General features: G+C 63.1%; 19 protein-coding genes. 15 read left to right on the top strand and 4 right to left on the bottom strand.

Going from position 1 to position 19,756, the window contains the following annotated elements; translation table 11 throughout:
- Nucleotides 1–216: 216 nt before the first annotated feature.
- From G3N93_RS06285 to G3N93_RS06260, 6 genes are all read left to right on the top strand, one after another.
- Nucleotides 217–795, top strand: a complete 579-nt coding sequence (locus G3N93_RS06285) for a YqgE/AlgH family protein (RefSeq protein WP_011351143.1) — start codon at nucleotides 217–219, stop codon at nucleotides 793–795.
- Nucleotides 792–1,241 (top strand): Holliday junction resolvase RuvX, encoded by a 450-nt coding sequence (gene ruvX / locus G3N93_RS06280; protein WP_027788201.1) that lies wholly within the window; start codon nucleotides 792–794, stop codon nucleotides 1,239–1,241. Before G3N93_RS06285 ends, ruvX begins: the two co-directional genes overlap by 4 nt.
- A complete protein-coding gene (gene pyrR, locus G3N93_RS06275; RefSeq protein ID WP_206132557.1) occupies nucleotides 1,228–1,740 on the top strand; it encodes a bifunctional pyr operon transcriptional regulator/uracil phosphoribosyltransferase PyrR in 513 nt (170 codons plus the stop codon). Before ruvX ends, pyrR begins: the two co-directional genes overlap by 14 nt.
- 73 nt (nucleotides 1,741–1,813) lie before the next feature.
- Nucleotides 1,814–2,845: an aspartate carbamoyltransferase catalytic subunit gene (locus G3N93_RS06270; protein WP_041492755.1), complete on the top strand. Its 1,032-nt coding sequence runs from the start codon at nucleotides 1,814–1,816 to the stop codon at nucleotides 2,843–2,845.
- A 52-nt stretch (nucleotides 2,846–2,897) separates the two neighbouring features.
- Nucleotides 2,898–4,175, top strand: coding sequence for a dihydroorotase (locus G3N93_RS06265; RefSeq protein ID WP_174986917.1), 1,278 nt, complete (start codon nucleotides 2,898–2,900; stop codon nucleotides 4,173–4,175).
- 19 nt (nucleotides 4,176–4,194) lie between these two features.
- Nucleotides 4,195–5,052 carry a 1-acyl-sn-glycerol-3-phosphate acyltransferase gene (locus tag G3N93_RS06260; RefSeq protein ID WP_174941551.1) on the top strand — a complete coding sequence of 286 codons (858 nt, stop codon included), beginning with the start codon at nucleotides 4,195–4,197 and terminating at the stop codon, nucleotides 5,050–5,052.
- 32 nt (nucleotides 5,053–5,084) lie between these two features.
- Here the strand turns inward: G3N93_RS06260 and G3N93_RS06255 are convergent, their stop codons facing one another.
- The gene (locus G3N93_RS06255) at nucleotides 5,085–5,924 is read right to left on the bottom strand and encodes a symmetrical bis(5'-nucleosyl)-tetraphosphatase (RefSeq protein ID WP_206132556.1); all 840 of its coding nucleotides are present in this window, start codon (nucleotides 5,922–5,924) and stop codon (nucleotides 5,085–5,087) included.
- Between the two features lie 226 nt (nucleotides 5,925–6,150).
- Between G3N93_RS06255 and rfbB the strand changes: the two genes are divergently transcribed.
- Genes rfbB through rfbD form a run of 4 tightly spaced genes read left to right on the top strand, consistent with a single transcriptional unit; the run spans nucleotide 6,151 to nucleotide 9,540 of the window.
- Nucleotides 6,151–7,212 carry a dTDP-glucose 4,6-dehydratase gene (rfbB, locus tag G3N93_RS06250; RefSeq protein ID WP_206132555.1) on the top strand — a complete coding sequence of 354 codons (1,062 nt, stop codon included), beginning with the start codon at nucleotides 6,151–6,153 and terminating at the stop codon, nucleotides 7,210–7,212.
- An 11-nt stretch (nucleotides 7,213–7,223) separates the two neighbouring features.
- A complete protein-coding gene (gene rfbA, locus G3N93_RS06245) occupies nucleotides 7,224–8,117 on the top strand; it encodes a glucose-1-phosphate thymidylyltransferase RfbA (protein ID WP_206132554.1) in 894 nt (297 codons plus the stop codon).
- Nucleotides 8,102–8,653, top strand: coding sequence for a dTDP-4-dehydrorhamnose 3,5-epimerase (gene rfbC, locus G3N93_RS06240; RefSeq protein ID WP_206132553.1), 552 nt, complete (start codon nucleotides 8,102–8,104; stop codon nucleotides 8,651–8,653). Before rfbA ends, rfbC begins: the two co-directional genes overlap by 16 nt.
- Nucleotides 8,650–9,540: a dTDP-4-dehydrorhamnose reductase gene (rfbD, locus tag G3N93_RS06235; protein WP_206132552.1), complete on the top strand. Its 891-nt coding sequence runs from the start codon at nucleotides 8,650–8,652 to the stop codon at nucleotides 9,538–9,540. Before rfbC ends, rfbD begins: the two co-directional genes overlap by 4 nt.
- A 13-nt stretch (nucleotides 9,541–9,553) precedes the next feature.
- Here the strand turns inward: rfbD and G3N93_RS06230 are convergent, their stop codons facing one another.
- From G3N93_RS06230 to G3N93_RS06220, 3 genes are all read right to left on the bottom strand, one after another.
- Complete coding sequence (locus G3N93_RS06230; RefSeq protein ID WP_206132558.1) at nucleotides 9,554–10,681, bottom strand: glycosyltransferase family 4 protein; 1,128 nt, start codon at nucleotides 10,679–10,681, stop codon at nucleotides 9,554–9,556.
- Between the two features lie 252 nt (nucleotides 10,682–10,933).
- Complete coding sequence (locus tag G3N93_RS06225; RefSeq protein ID WP_206132551.1) at nucleotides 10,934–12,349, bottom strand: mannose-1-phosphate guanylyltransferase/mannose-6-phosphate isomerase; 1,416 nt, start codon at nucleotides 12,347–12,349, stop codon at nucleotides 10,934–10,936.
- 300 nt (nucleotides 12,350–12,649) lie between these two features.
- On the bottom strand, nucleotides 12,650–13,105 hold the full coding sequence (locus G3N93_RS06220) for a GDP-mannose mannosyl hydrolase (RefSeq protein WP_206132550.1): 456 nt from the start codon (nucleotides 13,103–13,105) through the stop codon (nucleotides 12,650–12,652).
- Nucleotides 13,106–13,549: 444 nt separating this feature from the next.
- Between G3N93_RS06220 and G3N93_RS06215 the strand changes: the two genes are divergently transcribed.
- The 5 genes from G3N93_RS06215 to G3N93_RS06195 are packed head-to-tail and all read left to right on the top strand — an operon-like array spanning nucleotide 13,550 to nucleotide 19,753.
- Nucleotides 13,550–14,332, top strand: coding sequence for a glycosyltransferase family 2 protein (locus G3N93_RS06215; protein WP_206132549.1), 783 nt, complete (start codon nucleotides 13,550–13,552; stop codon nucleotides 14,330–14,332).
- A gap of 42 nt (nucleotides 14,333–14,374) precedes the next feature.
- Nucleotides 14,375–15,310, top strand: a complete 936-nt coding sequence (locus tag G3N93_RS06210; RefSeq protein WP_206132548.1) for a glycosyltransferase family 2 protein — start codon at nucleotides 14,375–14,377, stop codon at nucleotides 15,308–15,310.
- Nucleotides 15,307–17,745 carry a glycosyltransferase gene (locus tag G3N93_RS06205; RefSeq protein WP_206132547.1) on the top strand — a complete coding sequence of 813 codons (2,439 nt, stop codon included), beginning with the start codon at nucleotides 15,307–15,309 and terminating at the stop codon, nucleotides 17,743–17,745. The genes G3N93_RS06210 and G3N93_RS06205 overlap by 4 nt, the downstream gene beginning before the upstream one ends.
- On the top strand, nucleotides 17,742–18,632 hold the full coding sequence (locus G3N93_RS06200) for an NAD(P)-dependent oxidoreductase (protein ID WP_206132546.1): 891 nt from the start codon (nucleotides 17,742–17,744) through the stop codon (nucleotides 18,630–18,632). The genes G3N93_RS06205 and G3N93_RS06200 overlap by 4 nt, the downstream gene beginning before the upstream one ends.
- 59 nt (nucleotides 18,633–18,691) lie before the next feature.
- Nucleotides 18,692–19,753, top strand: coding sequence for a glycosyltransferase family 1 protein (locus tag G3N93_RS06195; RefSeq protein ID WP_206132545.1), 1,062 nt, complete (start codon nucleotides 18,692–18,694; stop codon nucleotides 19,751–19,753).
- The last annotated feature ends 3 nt before the right edge of the window (nucleotides 19,754–19,756 follow it).

Here is a 19,756-nt window from a genome sequence, read left to right as displayed (position 1 = left end):
CGGCGCGCTCGGCGCGGCGCTCGGCCGGGCCTGACGAACAAGGGGACGAACACGCGCCGGCGGCCCTTGCCGCGCGGGCCCGCAACACGCTGCCGATAGCGCCCGCGCGCGTGTTAGAGTGCCGTGTGATCCGTGCGCGCCGTTGCCAGCGCGGTGCGGCGTTGCTTGTTGATCGCGGCCCGGTCAGGCCGCGGCGTCTTTGCTAAAATTCAAACCATGTCAAAGCCTTCCGATCGCATCAATCTCACCAACCAGTTCCTGATCGCCATGCCGAACATGGCCGATCCGACGTTCTCGGGAACGGTGGTCTATCTTTGCGATCACAGCGAGCGCGGTGCGCTCGGCCTCGTCATCAATCGTCCTACCGACATCGACCTCGAATCGCTGTTCAACCGCATCGACCTGAAGCTCGACATCGAGCCGCTGCTGCACATCCCGGTGTACTTCGGCGGCCCGGTCCAGACCGAGCGCGGTTTCGTGCTGCACGAGCCGGTGGAGGGCGCGAGCTACAACTCGTCGATGTCCGTCGAGGGCGGGCTGGAGATGACCACGTCGAAGGACGTGCTCGAGGCGGTCGCGACGGGCACCGGCCCGAAGCGCTTCCTGCTGACGCTCGGCCATGCGGGCTGGGGGGCAGGGCAGCTCGAGGAAGAAATTTCCCGCAACGGCTGGCTGACCGTGGCCGCCGATCCGCGCATCGTGTTCGACACGCCGGCCGAAGAGCGCTTCGAAGCCGCACTCGGCCTGCTCGGCGTCAGCTCGTCGATGCTGTCCGGCGAAGCAGGGCACGCATGAGTGGCGCGAGCGCGCGCGATGCGACGCTCCTCGCGTTCGACTACGGCGAAAAACGTATCGGCGTCGCGATCGGCAATGCGCTGACGCGCTCGGCCCGTGCGCTCGTCGTGATCCAGAACCTGAACCGCGAACACCGCTTCAAGGCGGTCGGCGACCTGCTGGCCGAATGGCGGCCGGACGCGCTCGTCGTCGGCCTGCCGATGCATCCGGATGGCACGCCGCACGACATGACGCAGCAGGCGAAGCGCTTCGGCAACCAGCTGAACGGCCGCTTCGGGCTGCCCGTCACGTGGGTCGACGAGCGCTATTCGTCGGTCGAGGCCGAGGCCGGACTGCGCGAGCGCAACGTGCGCGGCCGCGCCCGGGCCGAGATGCTCGATGCCGAGGCCGCGCGCGTCATCCTTCAACAGTATCTCGATCAATTGTCCGACCATGAGCACCATTGACGCCGAGGCGCTTTACCGCGTCCTGCTCGACCAGATCCGTGCCGCGTACGGCACGGCTTTCGCCGAACCGGGTGGCCCGCGGCTCGCCGGCATCCACAGCGGCGGCGCCTGGCTTGCCGAGCGCCTCGCGCGCGATCTCGGCGCACCGGCGTTCGGCGTCGTGAACGTTGCGCTGCACCGCGACGATTACGCGAAGAAGGGGCTGCACAGCCAGGCCAGCCCGACGTCGCTGCCGTTCGAGATCGACGGCGCACGCATCGTGCTCGTCGACGACGTGCTGAATACCGGGCGCACCGTGCGCGCGGCGCTCAACGAGCTGTTCGACTACGGCCGTCCGGCCGCGGTCGAGCTCGCGGTGCTCGCCGATCGCGGCGGCCGCGAGCTGCCGGTCGCCGCGCGTTTCGCCGGCGGCGCGCTCGACGTGCCGGGCGGCGCGACGCTCGTGCTCGCACGCGACGAAGCGCAGTTCACGCTGCGCGTCGAGGCGCACGGCGCCTGAACGACACGCGAACCGTATCCCGGGCCGCTGGTTTGCACCGCGGCCCGTTTGCATAGTTGGAATCACGCACATCATGACCACCGACACCACTGGCCGCACCGGCAATCCCGCTGCGACCGCGAGCCCCGACCGGTTCCGCTACGGCTTCCTGAAGGGCAACCCCCAGCTCACGAAAAACGGCGAGCTGAAGCACCTGCTGTCGATCGAGGGCCTGCCGCGCTCGATCGTCAACCACATCCTCGATACGGCCGAGCAGTTCGTCAGCGTGACGGACCGTGAAGTGAAGAAGGTGCCGCTGCTGCGCGGCAAGTCCGTGTTCAACCTGTTCTTCGAGAACTCGACGCGCACGCGCACGACCTTCGAGATCGCCGCGACGCGCCTGTCGGCGGACGTGCTGAACCTGAACATCAACGCGTCGTCGACGAGCAAGGGCGAATCGCTGCTCGACACGATCAACAACCTGTCGGCGATGCATGCCGACCTGTTCGTCGTGCGTCACGCATCGAGCGGCGCACCGTACCTGATCGCCGAGCACTGCGCACCGCACGTGCACGTGATCAATGCCGGCGACGGCCGCCATGCGCACCCGACGCAGGGCCTGCTCGACATGTACACGATCCGTCACTACAAGCGCGACTTCACGAAGCTGCGCGTGGCGATCGTCGGCGACATCCTGCATTCGCGCGTCGCGCGCTCCGACATTCACGCGCTCACCACGCTCGGCGTGCCGGAAGTGCGCGCGATCGGCCCTCGCACGCTGCTGCCGGGCGGTCTCGAGCAGATGGGCGTGAAGGTGTTCCACAACCTCGACGAAGGGCTGAAGGGCGTCGACGTGATCATCATGCTGCGCCTGCAGAACGAGCGGATGAGCGGCGCGCTGCTGCCGTCGGCGCAGGAATACTTCAAGACCTGGGGCCTGACGCCCGAGCGCCTCGCGCTCGCCGCGCCCGACGCGATCGTGATGCACCCGGGCCCGATGAACCGCGGTGTCGAGATCGATTCGCAGGTCGCGGATGGCCCGCAGTCGGTGATCCTCAACCAGGTCACGTTCGGCATCGCCGTGCGGATGGCGGTGATGGGCATCGTCGCCGGCAACAGCGACTGAGCCCGCTTTCGCGCATCCTTATTCACGCAATCAACGCATTCACAGACAGCGCATGAAGATTCATATCAAAGGCGGCACGCTGATCGACCCGGTCGCCGGCACCGAGCAGCAGGCCGACGTATTCGTCGCGGACGGCACGATCGCCGCGCTTGGCGCGGCGCCGGCCGGTTTCAACGCGGACAGGACGATCGACGCGGCGGGCCTGATCGTCGCGCCCGGCCTCGTCGACCTGTGCGCGCGACTGCGCGAGCCCGGCTACGAGCACAAGGCGACGCTCGCGTCCGAGATGGCCGCGGCCGTCGCGGGTGGCGTCACGACCCTCGTGTGCCCGCCGGATACCGACCCCGTGCTCGACGAGCCGGGCCTCGTCGAAATGCTCAAGTTCCGCGCGCGCAACCTGCACCAGGCGAACGTGCATCCGCTCGGCGCGCTGACGGTCGGCCTCAAGGGTGAAGTGATCACCGAGATGGTCGCGCTGACCGAGTCCGGCTGCGTCGGCTTCACTCATGCCAACGTGCCGGTGCGCGACACGCAGGTGTTGCTGCGTGCGCTGCAGTACGCGAGCACCTACGACTTCACCACGTGGCTGCGCCCGCAAGACGCATTCATCGGCCGCGGCGGTGTCGCCGCGAGCGGCGCGCTGGCGTCGCGGCTCGGGCTGTCCGGCGTGCCGGTCGCGGCCGAGACGATCGCGCTGCACACGATCTTCGAACTGATGCGCGTGACGGGCGCACGCGTGCACCTCGCGCGGCTGTCGTCGGCGGCCGGGCTGGCGCTCGTGCGCGAGGCGAAGGCCGAGGGGCTGCCCGTGACGTGCGACGTCGGCGTGAATCACTTGCATCTGATCGACGTCGACATCGGCTACTTCGATTCGCAGTTCCGGCTCGATCCGCCGCTGCGCAGCGAGCGCGATCGCGAAGCGATTCGCGTGGCGCTCGCCGACGGCACGATCGATGCGATCTGCTCCGACCACACGCCGGTCGACGACGACGAGAAGCTGCTGCCGTTCGGCGAAGCGACGCCGGGCGCGACGGGGCTCGAACTGCTGCTGTCGCTGACACTGAAGTGGGCCGACGAGACGCGTACGCCGCTTGCACAGGCGCTGCGCCGCATCACGTCCGCACCGGCCGACGTGCTGAAGCTGCCGGCTGGCCGCCTCACCGAAGGCGGCGCGGCAGACCTGTGCGTGTTCGACCCGCGCGCGCACTGGCGCGTCGAGCCGCGTGCGCTGAAGAGCCAGGGCCACAACTCGCCGTTCCTCGGCTACGAACTGCCCGCCTGCGTGCGCACGACGCTCGTCGCCGGGCAGATCGCGTTCGAGCGCTCCTGAACCACGCCGGACCTTCGCCATGATTGCCCTTCGCAAGCTGCGTCTCGTTTTCCACCTGTTGCGCGGCATGGCGATCGTCGCGCTGCGTTTCTCGCACGTCACGCCCGCGCGGCGCGCCGAGATGACGCGCCGCTGGTCGCTCAAGCTGCTGCGGATCTGCGGAATGCGCCTCGTCGTCCACAACGACGGCGCGCGGCTCGACGCGAGTGCGCTCGTGGTCGGCAATCACGTGTCGTGGCTCGACATCTACACGGTCAACGCGTGGCGGCCGACGCCGTTCGTGTCGAAGGCCGAGGTGCGGCAGTGGCCGGTCGTCGGCTGGCTCGCCGAGAAGCTCGACACCGTGTTCCTGCAGCGCGAGAAGCGCACCGAGGCGATGCGGGTCATGCACGAGATGGCCGAGCGTCTGCGCAACGGCGGGCTGATGTGCGTGTTTCCGGAAGGGACCACGACCGACGGGCAGGAACTGCTGCCGTTCCACGCGAACCTGTTCCAGGCCGCGGTATCGGCCGGTTGCGCGGTGCAGCCGATCTGCCTGATGTACGAGGACGGGCAGCGGCGGCAGTCGGTCGCGCCGGCCTACACGGGCGAGCTGGCGCTCGGCAAGTCGCTCGACATGGTGTTGCGCGGCGGCCCGATCATCGCGCACCTGTACGTGTGTGAACCGATCGCACCGGGCGGCGACCGGCGGGCGACGTCCGCCGCGGCGCGCGATGCGATCGCGGCTGCGCTCGCGACGCTGCAGGCGAAGGTCGACAAGCCGACGGCCGAGTCGCTTGCGGAGCTGCAGAAGCATGCGTATCCGGCGACCGAGGTTGGTGCTGGCGCGGCAGGCGGCGACGCGGCCGATGCGCCCGTGCCGGGGCGCGAGGGTTGACGCGCTTCCCGGCGACGCCAATCAGTCTTTGATCACTCTCCGCCCGGCGCGCGGCACGCATCGCACTGCACCTGCGTGACCGTGCGCTGCGCCGGATCGGCCGTCAGCCGTACGGCCGACAACTGGTTCCCCCACACACATCCCGAATCGAGCGCGACGACGTTCTCGCGCACCATCAGGCCGAGCGCGGCCCAGTGCCCGAACACGACCGTCACGTCCTCCGTGCGACGCCCCGGTACGTCGAACCACGGCAGATAGCCGGGTGGCGCGCTGTCGGGGCCGCCATTTGCCTTGAATTCCATCGCACCGTCGGGCGTGCAGAAGCGCACGCGCGTGAACGCGTTGAAAGCGACGCGCATCCGGTCGCGTTTCTTCAGATCCGGGCTCCATTGATTCGGCTCGTTGCCGTACAGCTTCTGCAGCGTGTCGCGCCAGTCAGGCGCGCGCAGCGCGCGCTGGAGCTCGTCGGCGAGCTCCAGCACGAGCGTCGCATCCCACTGCGGCAGCACGCCCGCATGCACGAGCAGCATCCCGTTCTCCGCATGCACGAACGGCCGGTGGCGGACCCAGTCGAGCAGCGCATCGGCGTCGGGTGCGTCGAGGATCTCGCCGATGGTGTCGCCCGGACGTTCGGTGCGCAGGCCGGCGGAGACCGCAAGCAGGTGCAGGTCGTGATTGCCGAGCACGACGGTCGCTTGCGGGCCGAGGTCGACGAGCGCACGCAGTGAGGCGAGGGAGTCCGGGCCGCGGTTGACGACGTCGCCGGCGATCCACAGCGGCGTGTCGGCGGGAGCTGAAAGTGTGTCGAGTAACGACTGGAAAGCTGAATGACAGCCTTGGATGTCGCCGATGGCAATGGGAGGGCTGGTCATGAGAGGCGAATCCTGCCGGTTTCTCGGATAAAAGAAAGGTACTCGAAACCCGGCGCCATTTTACGATTGTTGTTCTTCCGGACAAAATTAGCATTTCATGGCTTTGGCGGTCATGCCGACCAGTTAAAATTCGCGGTCTGATGTGGCGACCATCGCCAAATGCTTCCAATTTTGACGCGGCGACCGCCTGACGGCGCTCGTCGCGCATTGTTACCGGGGGAATCTCATGATTCTGGTTACGGGCGGCGCGGGCTTTATCGGTGCCAACTTTGTACTCGACTGGCTGCGCGATTCCGGCGAAGCGGTGCTCAATGTCGACAAGTTGACCTATGCCGGCAACCTCCGTACGCTGCAATCGCTGGACCGCAACCCGAAGCATGTGTTCGCCCGTGTCGACATCTGCGATCGTACTGCGCTCGACGCGCTGTTCGCCGAGCACAAGCCGCGCGCGGTCCTGCACTTCGCCGCCGAAAGCCACGTCGACCGCTCGATCCACGGCCCGGCCGATTTCGTGCAGACGAACGTCGTCGGTACCTTCACGTTGCTGGAGGCGACCCGTCAATACTGGAATGGCCTGAACGACGCCGACAAGGCCGCGTTCCGTTTCCTGCACGTGTCGACTGACGAGGTGTTCGGCTCGCTGTCCGCGACCGACCCGCAATTCTCCGAGACGACCCCGTACGCACCGAATAGCCCGTATTCCGCGACGAAGGCCGGCTCGGATCACCTGGTGCGTGCGTACCATCATACATATGGCCTGCCGACGCTGACGACGAACTGTTCGAACAACTACGGCCCATATCAGTTCCCCGAGAAGCTGATCCCGCTGATGATCGCGAATGCGCTTGCCGGCAAGCCGCTGCCTGTATACGGTGACGGCCAGAACGTGCGTGACTGGCTGTATGTCGGCGACCACTGCAGCGCGATCCGTGAAGTCCTGGCGCGTGGCGTGCCGGGCGAGACGTACAACATCGGCGGCTGGAACGAGAAGAAGAACCTCGAAGTCGTGCATACGCTGTGCGATCTGCTCGACCGCGCTCGGCCGAAGGCGGCCGGTTCGTATCGCGACCAGATCGCCTATGTGACGGATCGCCCGGGCCACGATCGCCGTTATGCGATCGATGCGCGCAAGCTCGAGCGCGAGCTTGGCTGGAAGCCCGCGGAAACGTTCGAGACCGGCCTCGCGAAGACCGTCGACTGGTTTCTCGACAACCAGGTCTGGGTCGACGAAGTCGCGTCGGGCGAATACCGTAAGTGGGTCGAAACCAACTACGCGAAACGCGCTTGAGGAGGCACGCGATGGCACGTAAAGGCATCATCTTGGCGGGCGGTTCGGGCACGCGTCTGTATCCGATCACGCATGTCGTCTCGAAGCAGCTGCTGCCCGTGTACGACAAGCCGATGATCTACTACCCGCTGTCGACGCTGATGATCGCGGGCATTCGCGATGTCCTCATCATCTCGACGCCGCAGGACACACCGCGCTTCGAGGCGATGCTCGGCGACGGCAGCCAGTGGGGGATGAACATCCAGTATGCGGTGCAGCCGTCGCCCGACGGCCTCGCGCAGGCGTTCATCATCGGCAAGGAATTCGTCGGCAACGATCCGTCGGCGCTGATCCTCGGCGACAACATCTTCTACGGGCACGATCTCGCGAAACAGCTCGAGCGCGCGCATGCGAAGGCGTCGGGCGCGACGGTGTTCGCCTATCATGTGAACGATCCCGAGCGGTACGGCGTCGTCGAATTCGACAAGGAATTTCACGCGCTGTCGATCGAGGAGAAGCCGGCCGTGCCGCGCTCGAACTATGCGGTGACCGGACTGTACTTCTACGACAACCGGGTGTGCGATATTGCCGCCGATATCCAGCCGTCCGCGCGCGGCGAGCTCGAGATCACCGACGTGAACTCGCGTTATCTCGCCGACGGCAAGCTCGACGTCGAGATAATGGGGCGCGGCTATGCGTGGCTCGATACCGGTACGCACGATTCGCTGATCGATGCGGCGACGTTCATTGCAACGTTGCAGAAGCGACAGGGGCTCGTCGTTGCATGCCCCGAGGAGATTGCCTATCGCCGGCAGTGGATCGATGCGGATCAATTGCGCAAGCTTGCTCTGCCGCTAGCAAAGAACAGCTATGGGCGCTATCTCGAACACATTCTTTCGGATCAGATCGCATGGCAATCCAAGTAACCGCGACGGCACTCCCGGAAGTCAAGATCATCGAGCCGAAGGTATTCGGCGACGCGCGTGGTTATTTCTACGAGAGCTTTAACGCCCGGGAGTTCGCGGAGCACGTGGCGGCAGGTGTGGAATTCGTCCAGGACAATCATTCGCGTTCGGCGAAAGGGGTCCTGCGCGGGTTGCATTACCAGATACAGCACGCGCAGGGGAAGCTGGTTCGCGTGACTCACGGCGAGGTATTCGACGTTGCGGTCGATATCCGCAGAAGCTCGCGGACATTCGGCCAGTGGGTGGGTGTGCATTTGAGCGCCGAGAACAAGCGGCAGATGTGGGTTCCACCCGGATTCGCGCACGGTTTCGCCGTCTTGTCGGAGACGGCGGAGTTCCTTTACAAGACGACGGACTACTGGTTTCCTGAACACGAACGGTGCCTGATCTGGAACGACGTGCAGATCGGCATCGCGTGGCCGCTGGACGGCGAGCCGGTGTTGGCACCCAAGGATGCAAACGGAAAGCGGCTGGCAGATGCCGAGGTATTTGCATGAAGATTCTGCTGACCGGCAAGCATGGCCAACTGGGCTGGGAATTGCAGCGCTCGCTTCAACCGCTTGGCGAGGTATGTGCACTTGATCGCGCCGCGCTTGATCTGACCCGCCCGGAGACGATCGCTGCCGTGGTCGGATCGGTCCGTCCCGACGTGATCGTGAATGCCGCGGCATACACGGCGGTTGACCGTGCTGAAACGGAGGAGGCGCTCGCGACGACGGTCAACGGCGTAGCAGTGGGCGAGCTCGCTGAAGCCGCACGCAAGCACGGCGCGCAATTGCTCCATTATTCGACCGATTATGTGTTTGACGGCGACGCGACGCTGCCTTACCGCGAGGATCACGCGACGAATCCTCGAAGTGCGTACGGGCGTAGCAAGGCGGCAGGCGAGCGAGCGATTGCCCAAGTTGGTGGCGACTGGCTCGTCTTTCGAACGTCCTGGGTGTACGGCGCGCGCGGGCGCAACTTCATGCGCACCATCGCGAATGCCGCGCTCGAGCGCGACACGCTGCGCGTCGTCGCGGATCAGTACGGCACTCCCACGTCCGCACGCATGCTCGCGGATCTTACGGGATTCGCGCTGCGGGACGCGACAGCGCGGCGACGCGAAGGGCGCTTCCCGCGCGAAATTTATCATCTAACGGCCGGCGGTTGCACGACGTGGCACACGTTCGCCGAATCGATCGTCGATGCCGTGCGCGAGATGCGTGGCGATGCCGTTCGCACCCGTGCGGTCGAACCAATCACGACCAGCGAGTTTGGCGCGCCGGCACCTCGACCGCGCTATTCGGTTCTGGACTGCGCGTTGTTCGATTCGACCTTCGCGTTGAACCGATCGAACTGGCGGTCGGCGTTCGAGCTTGTCATTGCCGACTACTTCAGGTGAGCTGCGGACGCGCTCAGTTCCGCGAGCGGTACTCCGTGGCAACCTCTCGATATAGCGCGACATAGCGCTCCGCCATATGGTTCGCGGTGAACAGCGTTTCGTACCGTTCACGTCCGCGGCGGCCCATTTCGCGAGCCCTTTCGGGGTTGTCGCGAATGAAGCGCATGGCGTTTCTGAGTGCGGGCGGATCCGAGGGAGGGATGACCAGCCCTGTCTCGTCATGCACGTTGATGTAGCTGGTGCCGGTGCCGATTTCGGCGGAAATCATCGGCTTCGCGTACATTGCTCCCTCCAGCAGAGAAACGCCGAACGCTTCCGAGCGCAGGTGCGACGGAAATACCAGCGCGCACGCCAAGTGGAGGAGGGCGACCTTGTCCTCGTCGGGCAGGGCACCGAGAAAGCGCACGGTCGTGAGCCCAAGCCGCTCGGCTTGCCGTTTGAGTTCGGTCTCGACCGGACCGGCGCCGACGATGACGACGGGGAAGTTCGTTCCCTGAAGCGCATCCAGCAGAATGTGCAGTCCCTTGTAGTAGCGGATCATGCCGACGAAAAGGAAGAACTGATCGCCGACTTCGGCGCGCCATTTTTCGATGAGCGCGGCGTTGGGGGCGGGATACGATGTCTCGTCGAGACCAATCGGAATGACAGTGGTCTTGCTGGCGTACGTTTGCAGGGTTTCACTCGTGGCCAGATAGTTCGGCGAGGTCGCGACGATTCGATCGACGCTCGACAGGAACTTCCTTTGCAGTGGCTTGTACAGCTGGAGCAGGCCTTTCTGGCGAATGATGTCGGAATGGTACGTGACGATCGAGGGCTTTTTGACGCGTGTCGCGAAGTGGACCATATCCATGAACGGCCACGGATAGTGGTAGTGGATGACATCGGCCTCGCGCGCCAGCGCCGCAAAGCGTCGCACGGCCTGCAGCGAGAATCCTGTCGACGCGATTTCGAAGTCCAGCGGAGCGCGATACGCACGGTGATTGTCGACGATGTGCGCGCCCTCGTTGCCGCGGCGACTGAGCGACAGCACCTCCATATCGACCCCGCGCACGACGGCGCCACGTGCTATCTGGTAGATGACCTGCTCGACGCCGCCGTACGTGTCCGGAAAATACGTTCTGTAGAATTGAAGGACTTTCAACTGATTGGCCCAACGGGTCATTGAAATTGCGATGCGCGGCACGCGTGCGCATCGCGCCGGCTCTGGTCGCCACTCAATTGCGCTGCCCGCGTCTGCTGACGGGGAGCCATTGCGACCCGAGCCGAATGCCTTTGCCAGCAGCGAGCATAGCCGCGTCGGGAGGGCGCGGCGCGGTTGGCACGCGTCGGTCCCTCGATCGACACAGTGTGCCTGTCGGGGTGAGCGATCACCCGTCCGGCAACGCGCTGCTCGTCACTTGCGCCCGTAACGATCCTCGAGCCTGACGATGTCGTCCTCACCGAGATATTCGCCGCTCTGTACCTCGATCATCACAAGGTCCACGACGCCGGGATTTTCAAGGCGATGCTTGTGGCCGGCCGGGATGTACGTAGACTGGTTAGCGACGAGAAAGATTTCCTCCTCGCCATTGACGACTTTGGCCGCCCCGTTGACCACCACCCAATGCTCGCTGCGGTGATGGTGCAACTGCAGGCTCAGGCTTGCGCCAGGCTTGACCACGATGCGCTTGATCTTGAAGCGCGCACCTTCCTCAAGCACCGTGTAAGTACCCCAGGGGCGATGCACTGTGCGATGCACCTTGTGAGCTTCGTGCCCCTCGGTCTTGAGTTTCGCGTAGATATGCTTGACATCCTGGGCGCGAGACCGGTGTGCGACGAGCAAGGCGTCTGGCGTGTCGATGATGACGAGATTGTCGACTCCCACGGCGCCCGCGAGTCGATCCGGGCTCTGGATGTAGCAGTTGGTCGAATCGCGCAGCATCGCCTGGCCGACGACCCGGTTACCGGACTCATCGGCGGGCGTGAGATCGCCGAGCGCGTCCCACGAGCCGATATCGCTCCAATCGATGTCGCACGACACGACCGCTACCGACGACGACCGCTCCATGACGGCATAGTCGATCGAGTCCTCGCGTACCTTCTCGAACGTATCGGCATCCAGTTCAAGCTGGGAAAAGCCTTTGCCGGCGACGCTGCGGGATTCGGCCACGCATGCACGCACTGCTTGCAGGACTTCTGGGCAGGTCTTTTCCATTTCTTGCAGCATGGTGCCGGCGGAAAAGCAGAACATCCCCGAATTCCACAGAAACCGGCCCGTCGCGAGGTACTCTTCCGCTTTTTCCAGGGACGGCTTCTCAACAAAGCGCCGCACGACGTCGCCCTCGGCCTCGATATAGCCGTAGCCGGTCTCCGGCCTGTCGGGCTGGATGCCAAACGTGACGAGTTTGCCTTGCGATGCAAGTGCTTTTGCCTTGGCCACGGCTGCGCCGAAGCTAGCTTGGTCGAGAATCAGATGGTCCGCGGGCAGCACCAGCAGAATCGCGTCGCTGCCGTGGGCGTCGGCCACACGCAACGATGCAACTGCGATCGCGGCAGCCGTGTTGCGGCCGAACGGTTCCAGGATGTACGACGTTGCCGTCTTCGCTGCGTTGACTTCGCGAAACTCGTCTTCCGTCTTGAACAGAAGCTCGCGATTGGTCACCGTCAGGACTTCGTGGACGTCGGGCAGCTCTGCTCCGCGCAGGAAGGCTTTCTGGAGCAAGCTTTGCCCGTCCGCGAGCCGCATGAACGGCTTCGGATGGAGTTCCCGGGAAACGGGCCAAAGACGAGAACCTGCCCCACCACACAAGATCGTTGGAATCAAATACACGATGTCCCTTATTCGACGAGCGTATCGTCCTGTAAGTTTAGTCGCTGCAAGTACAGCGAAGTATTGTCCGCGTTGACGTGGGCCTCACGGCGCACCGGGCTGTGGCTGCGACTGCCAGACGCCAAAGTATACTTTGCTTTCGCAATAGCCCCGAACGGGAGACATGCGTGGGCCCGCGATCCGACGCAGCGCGGCGGGCCGAGGGCGACCGTGACGCACAGACAGACAAGGGCATCTTGTCGCAGCTTATTCGGTCACGTGTCAATCGCGCTTACATCTGTTTACGGCGCAGCGGCCCTGTTAACCGAAGTAGGCCTTGGTGTAGTGATGCACTGTTTCGTCTTCGAGCAGCTCGGCCGGAGTCGCCCACCGGTAATCGTTGTGCTGGTCCGGAGGCAGGGTGCTCAGGTCGATCGGCGTCGGCGGCATCTCGTAAGCCAGCACGACATAATGGGTCGACAGGCCTGTCACGCCCGCAAAATTGCTGTCGTAAAAGTGCTCATACACACCTTGCAGCGTGGCGTCGGCCAGTTCCAGGTTGCGCAACCCCAGTTCGATATCGCACAGGCGCCGGTATGCGTCGTTCATTCGCTCATTCTTGCGAATCCGCCCCCCGGGTGCGAACCAATAGCCCTTGGCTGGCTGATTGGTTCGGCGGCCCAGCAGAAAGCGCCCCTGGCCGTCGGGCACGATAAGGTCGATGGATATCAGCGGACTATTGCCGATGACCTGGAGGAAGGATGCGTGGTCAAGCATTGTGGTCGTCAGAGTGTTGATGTGTGGGGCGATGGTGCTGTGACTGCTTGCCAATCTGCGGTTGGCTCGCGTGCAGAGTATCCTTGCGCAGTTGTCCGGCATGCGAACGCGAAGAGGCGCTCCCGAATGGGGGCGGATGGCAGGCGGTCCGGTCGATCGGCACGCGCATTTTACCGTGCGAGCGATGCGAGTGGCCGGCTTGACGCCGTACGTCACGATTGACGTACGATTTTAGGGGCTTGCGATCACGGTAAGTGGCCTGTTGCATGCATTGCGACGTGCGTGCGCGGCCATGTTGTCGCGATGCACCAGATCGCGGATGCACCGCTATTCACAATTGCTTGCGATTACGCGCCGGGATGGCTGTAAGAATTCGATATAATCTGGGACTTGGCTTGGGGAGTCTCGGGCCATCTTGACGTTTCTTACAAATACCGTATCGCGATGAAAGAGTTCACGACCAAGCGGCCAGCTCCTTCTGCGCGCTGTACGATTGCCATCCCAACGTTCAATCATGGAGCGTTTCTGGAGCGGGCTCTCGTTTCGGTTTTCTCCCAAGATGTACCCGTCGAAGTGATCGTCCTGGATGCCGGGTCGACTGACAACACGCGCGAAATACTCGAGCGCTGGGACGACAAACTGGCCTACTGGCGGAGTCATCCTGACGGTGGGCAGGCGCAGGCGATCAACGAAGGGATTGCGCTCGGGACTGCGCCGTACGTTGCATGGCTGAATTCGGATGACGCGTACATGCCGAACGGGCTCGAACGGCTCGTCGCCGCGCTCGACGCGCAACCGGCGGTGCCCGCCGTGTACGGCCGTTCGATGGTCATCGATGCGAACGACCGTCCCCTCAGGCCTTACAGTACCGAAGCGTGGAATCGGTCGCGCTTTGCCCGGCGTTGCTTCATTTCTCAGCCCGCAACGATCATGCGGCGCGAAGCATGGGAGGCTGTCGGGGGGCTGGACGGCTCATTGGGGTATGCACTTGATTACGACCTGTGGTGGCGGCTTGCAGGGTATGGCGGCTCGTTGGGGTACCTCGACGAAATTGTCGCTGCGACGCGCGCACACATGGTGACCAAGACGATTCGCAATCCTGTTCAACACTACCGTGAGGCAATGCGGACGGTCAGGATCCATTATGGGCATGTTCCGCTTGTCTGGTATGCCAAGATGCCGGTGTCGGTAGGGGTGCGGTTGCTTATGAGCCCGTTCGCGCACTAACCGGGACGCGGTTCGACTGTCGGGCGGCTATGTTGGGAAGATATGTATCCAAAATTTTCGATTATTGTGCCGACGTTCAACGCGGCCGCCTCGCTGGATCAGGCTCTTCTGTCGGTGCGCAGTCAGCAGTATCCTGCCGCTGAAGTGATTCTGGTCGACGGCGGCTCGACGGACGATACGCTGGCGATCGCGGCACGTTACGAGGATATCATCGGTCAGTTGCGCTCCGAGCGAGACAACGGGATATACGATGCGATCAACAAAGGGGTCGCCCTTGCAACCGGCGATCTGATCATCGTGCTCGGTTCGGACGATCAGCTGGCCGACGGTATTCTGAGCACGGTAGCTCATGCGTGGACGGCGCAGCCGTCCGACATCGTGGCGGGCCAGGCTCTGATGTTTGCGGCAGACGGGACTTCGCAACTGCGTGTCGACGAGGACTACAATGCTGGCTCGCTCGTCAGCGGCGTGCCTTTCTGTCACAACGCGATGTTCGCGACGCCGGAGGCGTATCGCCGGGTAGGGCCCTACGACACGTCCTATCGCATGTGCGCGGACGCGAAGTGGGTTCATGGCGCGATTCGGGCGGGTTGCACCTGCCTGCGGCTTCATCGCGTCGCCGTTCATTTTTCTCTCGCTGGCCAGTCCACTGTCCAGGGCGAATTGACGCTGACCGAAACGTATCGCTCGATTGTCGAGAATTTTCCATTTCTCGGAACCGAAGACGCGGAGCACGTATTTCGGACCATCCGCGGTTGGTCCGGCGGGGAGCGGCTCGAGGATATCCTGCGGTTGCACATGTCGGAATCGCGGTTTCAAAATGCGGTTGCACTGGCGTTGCTCACGCGCGTGCGGATCGTGGCGTCCGCCGCGCACGCAAATCGTCAGAACGTTGCCCTGACACCGGCTTCATTGGCGCAGCGCATCAGGCGCAAGCTTGGCCGTATTAACACCTATATTCGCAACCAAGGAACATGAAGCTCTCCTTCATCATCCCTGCTTACAACGTTGAGCGATACCTCGAGCGCTGCCTGTTGTCGATCCTGGAACAGCCGTTTCGCGACTACGAGATCATTGTCATCAACGACGGCTCGACGGATCGAACGGAAGAAATCGCGCGGCACTATGCATTGCGGGATCCCCGGATTCGTATCATCAATCAGCCGAATAGCGGGCAGGGAGCCGCGCGCCTGAACGGGATCGATCAGGCGCAGGGCGAATATGTCTGGTGCGTCGACAGCGACGACTGTCTGGTCGATAACGTCCTGCTGCGCATGGCCCGCATTCTCGAGCAGTTCGCGCCGGAAGTCCTCGTCGCGAACTTCGAGTATTTCTGGGATGGTGGTGCCGTCCAGCCGGCGAGCGTCGTGCCGCCGCGCTTGGTCGGGAAGGTGATCGAGCCGGCGGCTGATCCGGCCGACTTCGCTGTCGTGTCGTGCTGGACTGCGCCGCCGTGGAGACTGATCGCGCGGCGGCAGCTGCTGATCGACAAGGGTATCCGCTTCGCAACAGGCGTCTTTTACGAAGACCACCCGTTCGCGATCAAGCTCATGCTGAATGCCAAGCGTGTGTACGTCGATGGCGGGATCACGTACCGCTATTACCAGCGCGAAGGTTCGACGACCAAGCTGAACGATCGCAAGGCGTTCGATTTCATCCCGGTGCGCGACGAGTGCCTGAAGCTGTTTGCCGAGTACGGAGCGCGCGAGGATTTCGCGGGTATTCTGGTCGGCTATATCGCGCCGTTCAACTTCTACGAGGCGCACGTCGCGGACGAGTTCAAGGGCGAGTTCCTCACGCGGTTGGCGGCAAAGCTGAGCGACGACGACGTCGAGTTCGTTCGCCTTCATGGCGACTGGTCGGCTCAGGCGTTCCTGAAGATGGTGCGCGCCGGGGATCCGAAGCTGATGCGTCGCTTGCGGATGGCGCGGCGCTTGCGCGCGTTCGCGAGCCGCGACGGCTATCGGCGCATCGTCGCGCATGGCCGTGCAGCGGCGCGGAGGTTTGTCGGCAAGGCCATCGCCAGCGGACGCCAGGCGGTCAGTCGGCAGATTCATCACGCAGGCTATGATTACGGCGGCGTGCGCTACGTCGAGCTCGGTCAAGGCGCGCGACTGGAGCATGCGATCGTCGACGTTCGCGTCAAGCCGGAGCACAGGAAGTACTTGCGGGTGGGTGACGGCACCCACGTCGGCGGGTATTACGTGTTCGAGCGCGGCCTCGGCACGATCACCATTGGTGACAAGAGTTCGATAGGGAGCGGCTGCAAGATGATCTGCTCCCAGGAGGAGGGGATCGTCATCGGGAACAACGTGATGATTTCGTGGGATTGCACGCTGATCGACAGCGATTCCCACTCGCTGGATCCGGCGGTCCGATGGAACGATGCATATGACTGGAAATGCTCGGTTGATGTCGGGCAGATGGGTGCCTACAAGGATTGGTCGCAGGTCGTGTCGAAGCCCATCGTTATCGAGGATGGCGCGTGGATCGGCTTTGAGTCGGTCATCATGAAAGGTGTTCGCATCGGGCGCGGCGCGGTTGTTGCCGCGCGCTCGGTCGTGACCAAGGACGTTGCGCCGTTTTCCGTCTATGGCGGCAATCCGGCGCGCTTCATCAAGCTGGTGCCGCGCGAGTCGTGGTCCTGGGAGGACATCGTCGGCGCGTCGCAAGGCGATCCGCAGTTTCGAGACATCCTGGACAGCTCATACCTGAGCGCGGATACCGGTGCGTCGCTGCGGCGCTTTCGCGAAAGCGGCGAGTTCGTCGGCACGCTGGAGCTGATTCGCGCCAAGTGCCCTCACGCGCGAACGATGATCGACGTCGGTGGTGGCAATGGCGTGATGGCGGTTGCCTTTGCCCTGGAGGGCTATCACGTCAAGCTGGTCGAGAAATCGGGCGATAGAATCGTCGGCACGCTCGCAGCGGAAACGTTGCTCAACTTCGTCGCCAGGAACGTTGATCCGACCATCCGGGAGCGGGTGCGCATAGTCAGCAGCGACATGGAGTCGCTGGATGTCGACGAACAGTTCGACGTCGTCTATTGCCGGCAAGCGCTTCATCATTTTCGCGATCCGGTTACTTCGCTCAAGAAAATCAAGGAGCTGCTTGCGGCGAACGGCGTCGCGCTGCTGATTCGCGAGCACGTGATTTTCGACGAGGACGATCGAGCGCGGTTTCTGGACGGGCATGCGTTCCATCACTATTACGGCGGTGAAAATGCGTACACGGTCGAGCAGTATCTCGATTTCGTGAAGGCGGCGGGCTTGCGGTTACGCCGAACCCTGGGCTTCGCGGACAGCGTCATCAACTATTTCCCGCATTCGGAGCAGGAACTGGCGAATCTGTCGGAACTGGACGTCGCGGGTCGCCCGTATTCGTTTGTGCTCGATCGGGAAGAGGCCGCCCAATGAGGGTTCTCGTCATCGGCTCCGGCGGGTTCATCGGAAGCCACGTCGCGGATACGCTCGAAGCTACCTGCGACGTGGTGCGCGCGGACATCTTTCCAAGCGATGCGAAAGGTTTTGTCTGCTACGACAAAGACAATCCGGACTACGCACATCTGTTGCGGTCGATCGCTCCGGACGTCTGCATCAACTGCTCCGGTGCCGCCAGCGTGCCTGCGTCGCTGAGCGATCCACAGCACGATTACCTGCTGAACACGCGTCGTGTAATTGAAATGCTCGAGGCGATTCGTGTGAATAGTCCCGGCACGCGCTTCGTTCATCTGTCGAGCGCTGCCGTTTACGGTAATCCGGCTGTGATGCCTGTGACCGAGGCGGCGCCAGTGGCGCCGGTGTCGCCATATGGCTGGCACAAGTATCACGCCGAACTGGCTTGCCGCGAGTATTTCGAGCAGTTCGGCGTTCGGTCCGTTTCGTTGCGGATTTTTTCGGCATATGGCCCGGGCCTCAGGAAGCAACTCTTCTGGGACGTTTACGGCCGCGCGCGCGGGCAAGAGGTGCTGGAGCTGTTCGGTACGGGCGGAGAGACGCGCGACTTCATTTTCATCGACGATCTCGTGTCGTGCATCGCGCTGATTCTGCAGAGCGACGTGTTCGACGGCCGAGCTGTCAATGTCGCGAGCGGCGTGTCGGTGCCGATCGAGCAGGCGGTCGCAACGTTGCTGGCGCATCTCGATTGGCATCCGAAGCTCGCATTTTCAGGCTCGGCTCGCCAGGGCGATCCCACGCAGTGGCAGGCGGACATTTCAAGTTTGACGAAGCTCGGATTCGAGCCGAAGTACGACATCGTCAGTGGTCTTCGTAAGGTGGCAGTGTGGCTAAAAGAGCAAAACTAGGCATTCCGTTTAATTACGACGATTCCTGGATTGGTGGTACCTACTATATTAAGAATCTGGTGTCCGCGCTGAACATGCTTCAGGATGCGGAAAAGCCGGAAATCTACATGCTGAGCAACGGCCAGGAATCGTTCGATTTCATCCGCCACCATACCGGCTATCCGTATCTGCAGTGGGTGCGTCCGGCCACGCTTGCCGGTGTCGATGGCGGAATCTTCCGACGGCTGAAACTGAAGAGCAAGTTGCTTCCTTCGTTCCTCAAGAAGGAGCTTCGATTCGACATGATCTTTCCGTTTCCGATCAGCACGGACTGGAAGCAGACGGTGTGCTGGATTCCCGATTTTCAGGACAAGCGCTTGCCGGAGTTTTTCTCTGCGGACGAGCTTCGGCAACGTACGGAACAGCACCGCTACTATTTCGAGAATTTCAACCATATCGTCTTCAGCAGCGAGGCGGCGCGAGCGGACTTCGAGGAGTTTTATCCCGAAGCCCGGGTGAACAAGCACGTCGTTCATTTCGCGGTCTTTCACGAGCGGCAGTCGCAGCGACCGGCGGAGCAGGTCGTCGCCGAGCTGGGCCTGCCGACGCGGTTCTTCTATTGCCCGAATCAATTCTGGATTCACAAGAACCACGCGGTCGTGATCGAGGCCGTCAACCTCCTCAAGCAGGAGGGCATCTCGGTCACTGTCGCGTTCTCCGGCAAGGAGCATGACCACCGTGCGCCGGATCACGCGGAGTCGCTGAAGCGCCGGGTCGCGGAACTCGGACTCCAGGACAATGTTCGTTTCCTCGGCTTCCTGGCCCGCGAGGATCAGATTGCTCTCTTCGGGCGCGCGATCTGCATCGTGCAGCCGTCATTGTTCGAAGGGTGGTCGACGGTCGTCGAGGACGCGAAATCGTACTCGCAGTACGTGATCGCCTCGGATCTGGCGACGAACCGTGAACAGATGAGCGTCAACGCGGAATTTTTCGATGCGCGTGACGCGCGGCAGCTTGCGAATTGCATGAAGCGATACATCGAAGTGGATCCGGTCAAGGTACCCGTCGATTATCGTAGTTGCCAACTGGCATTTGCTCGCGATTTCATGCGGGTGCTTCATCAGGTCGGACGTGGCGAGTAAGCC

This window comes from Burkholderia sp. Se-20378, assembly GCF_017104665.1.
In the GTDB taxonomy this organism is placed as follows: domain Bacteria; phylum Pseudomonadota; class Gammaproteobacteria; order Burkholderiales; family Burkholderiaceae; genus Burkholderia; species Burkholderia lata.
Note: the sequence above shows the minus strand (reverse complement) of the source record. Positions and strands in the feature narration are given on the sequence as shown.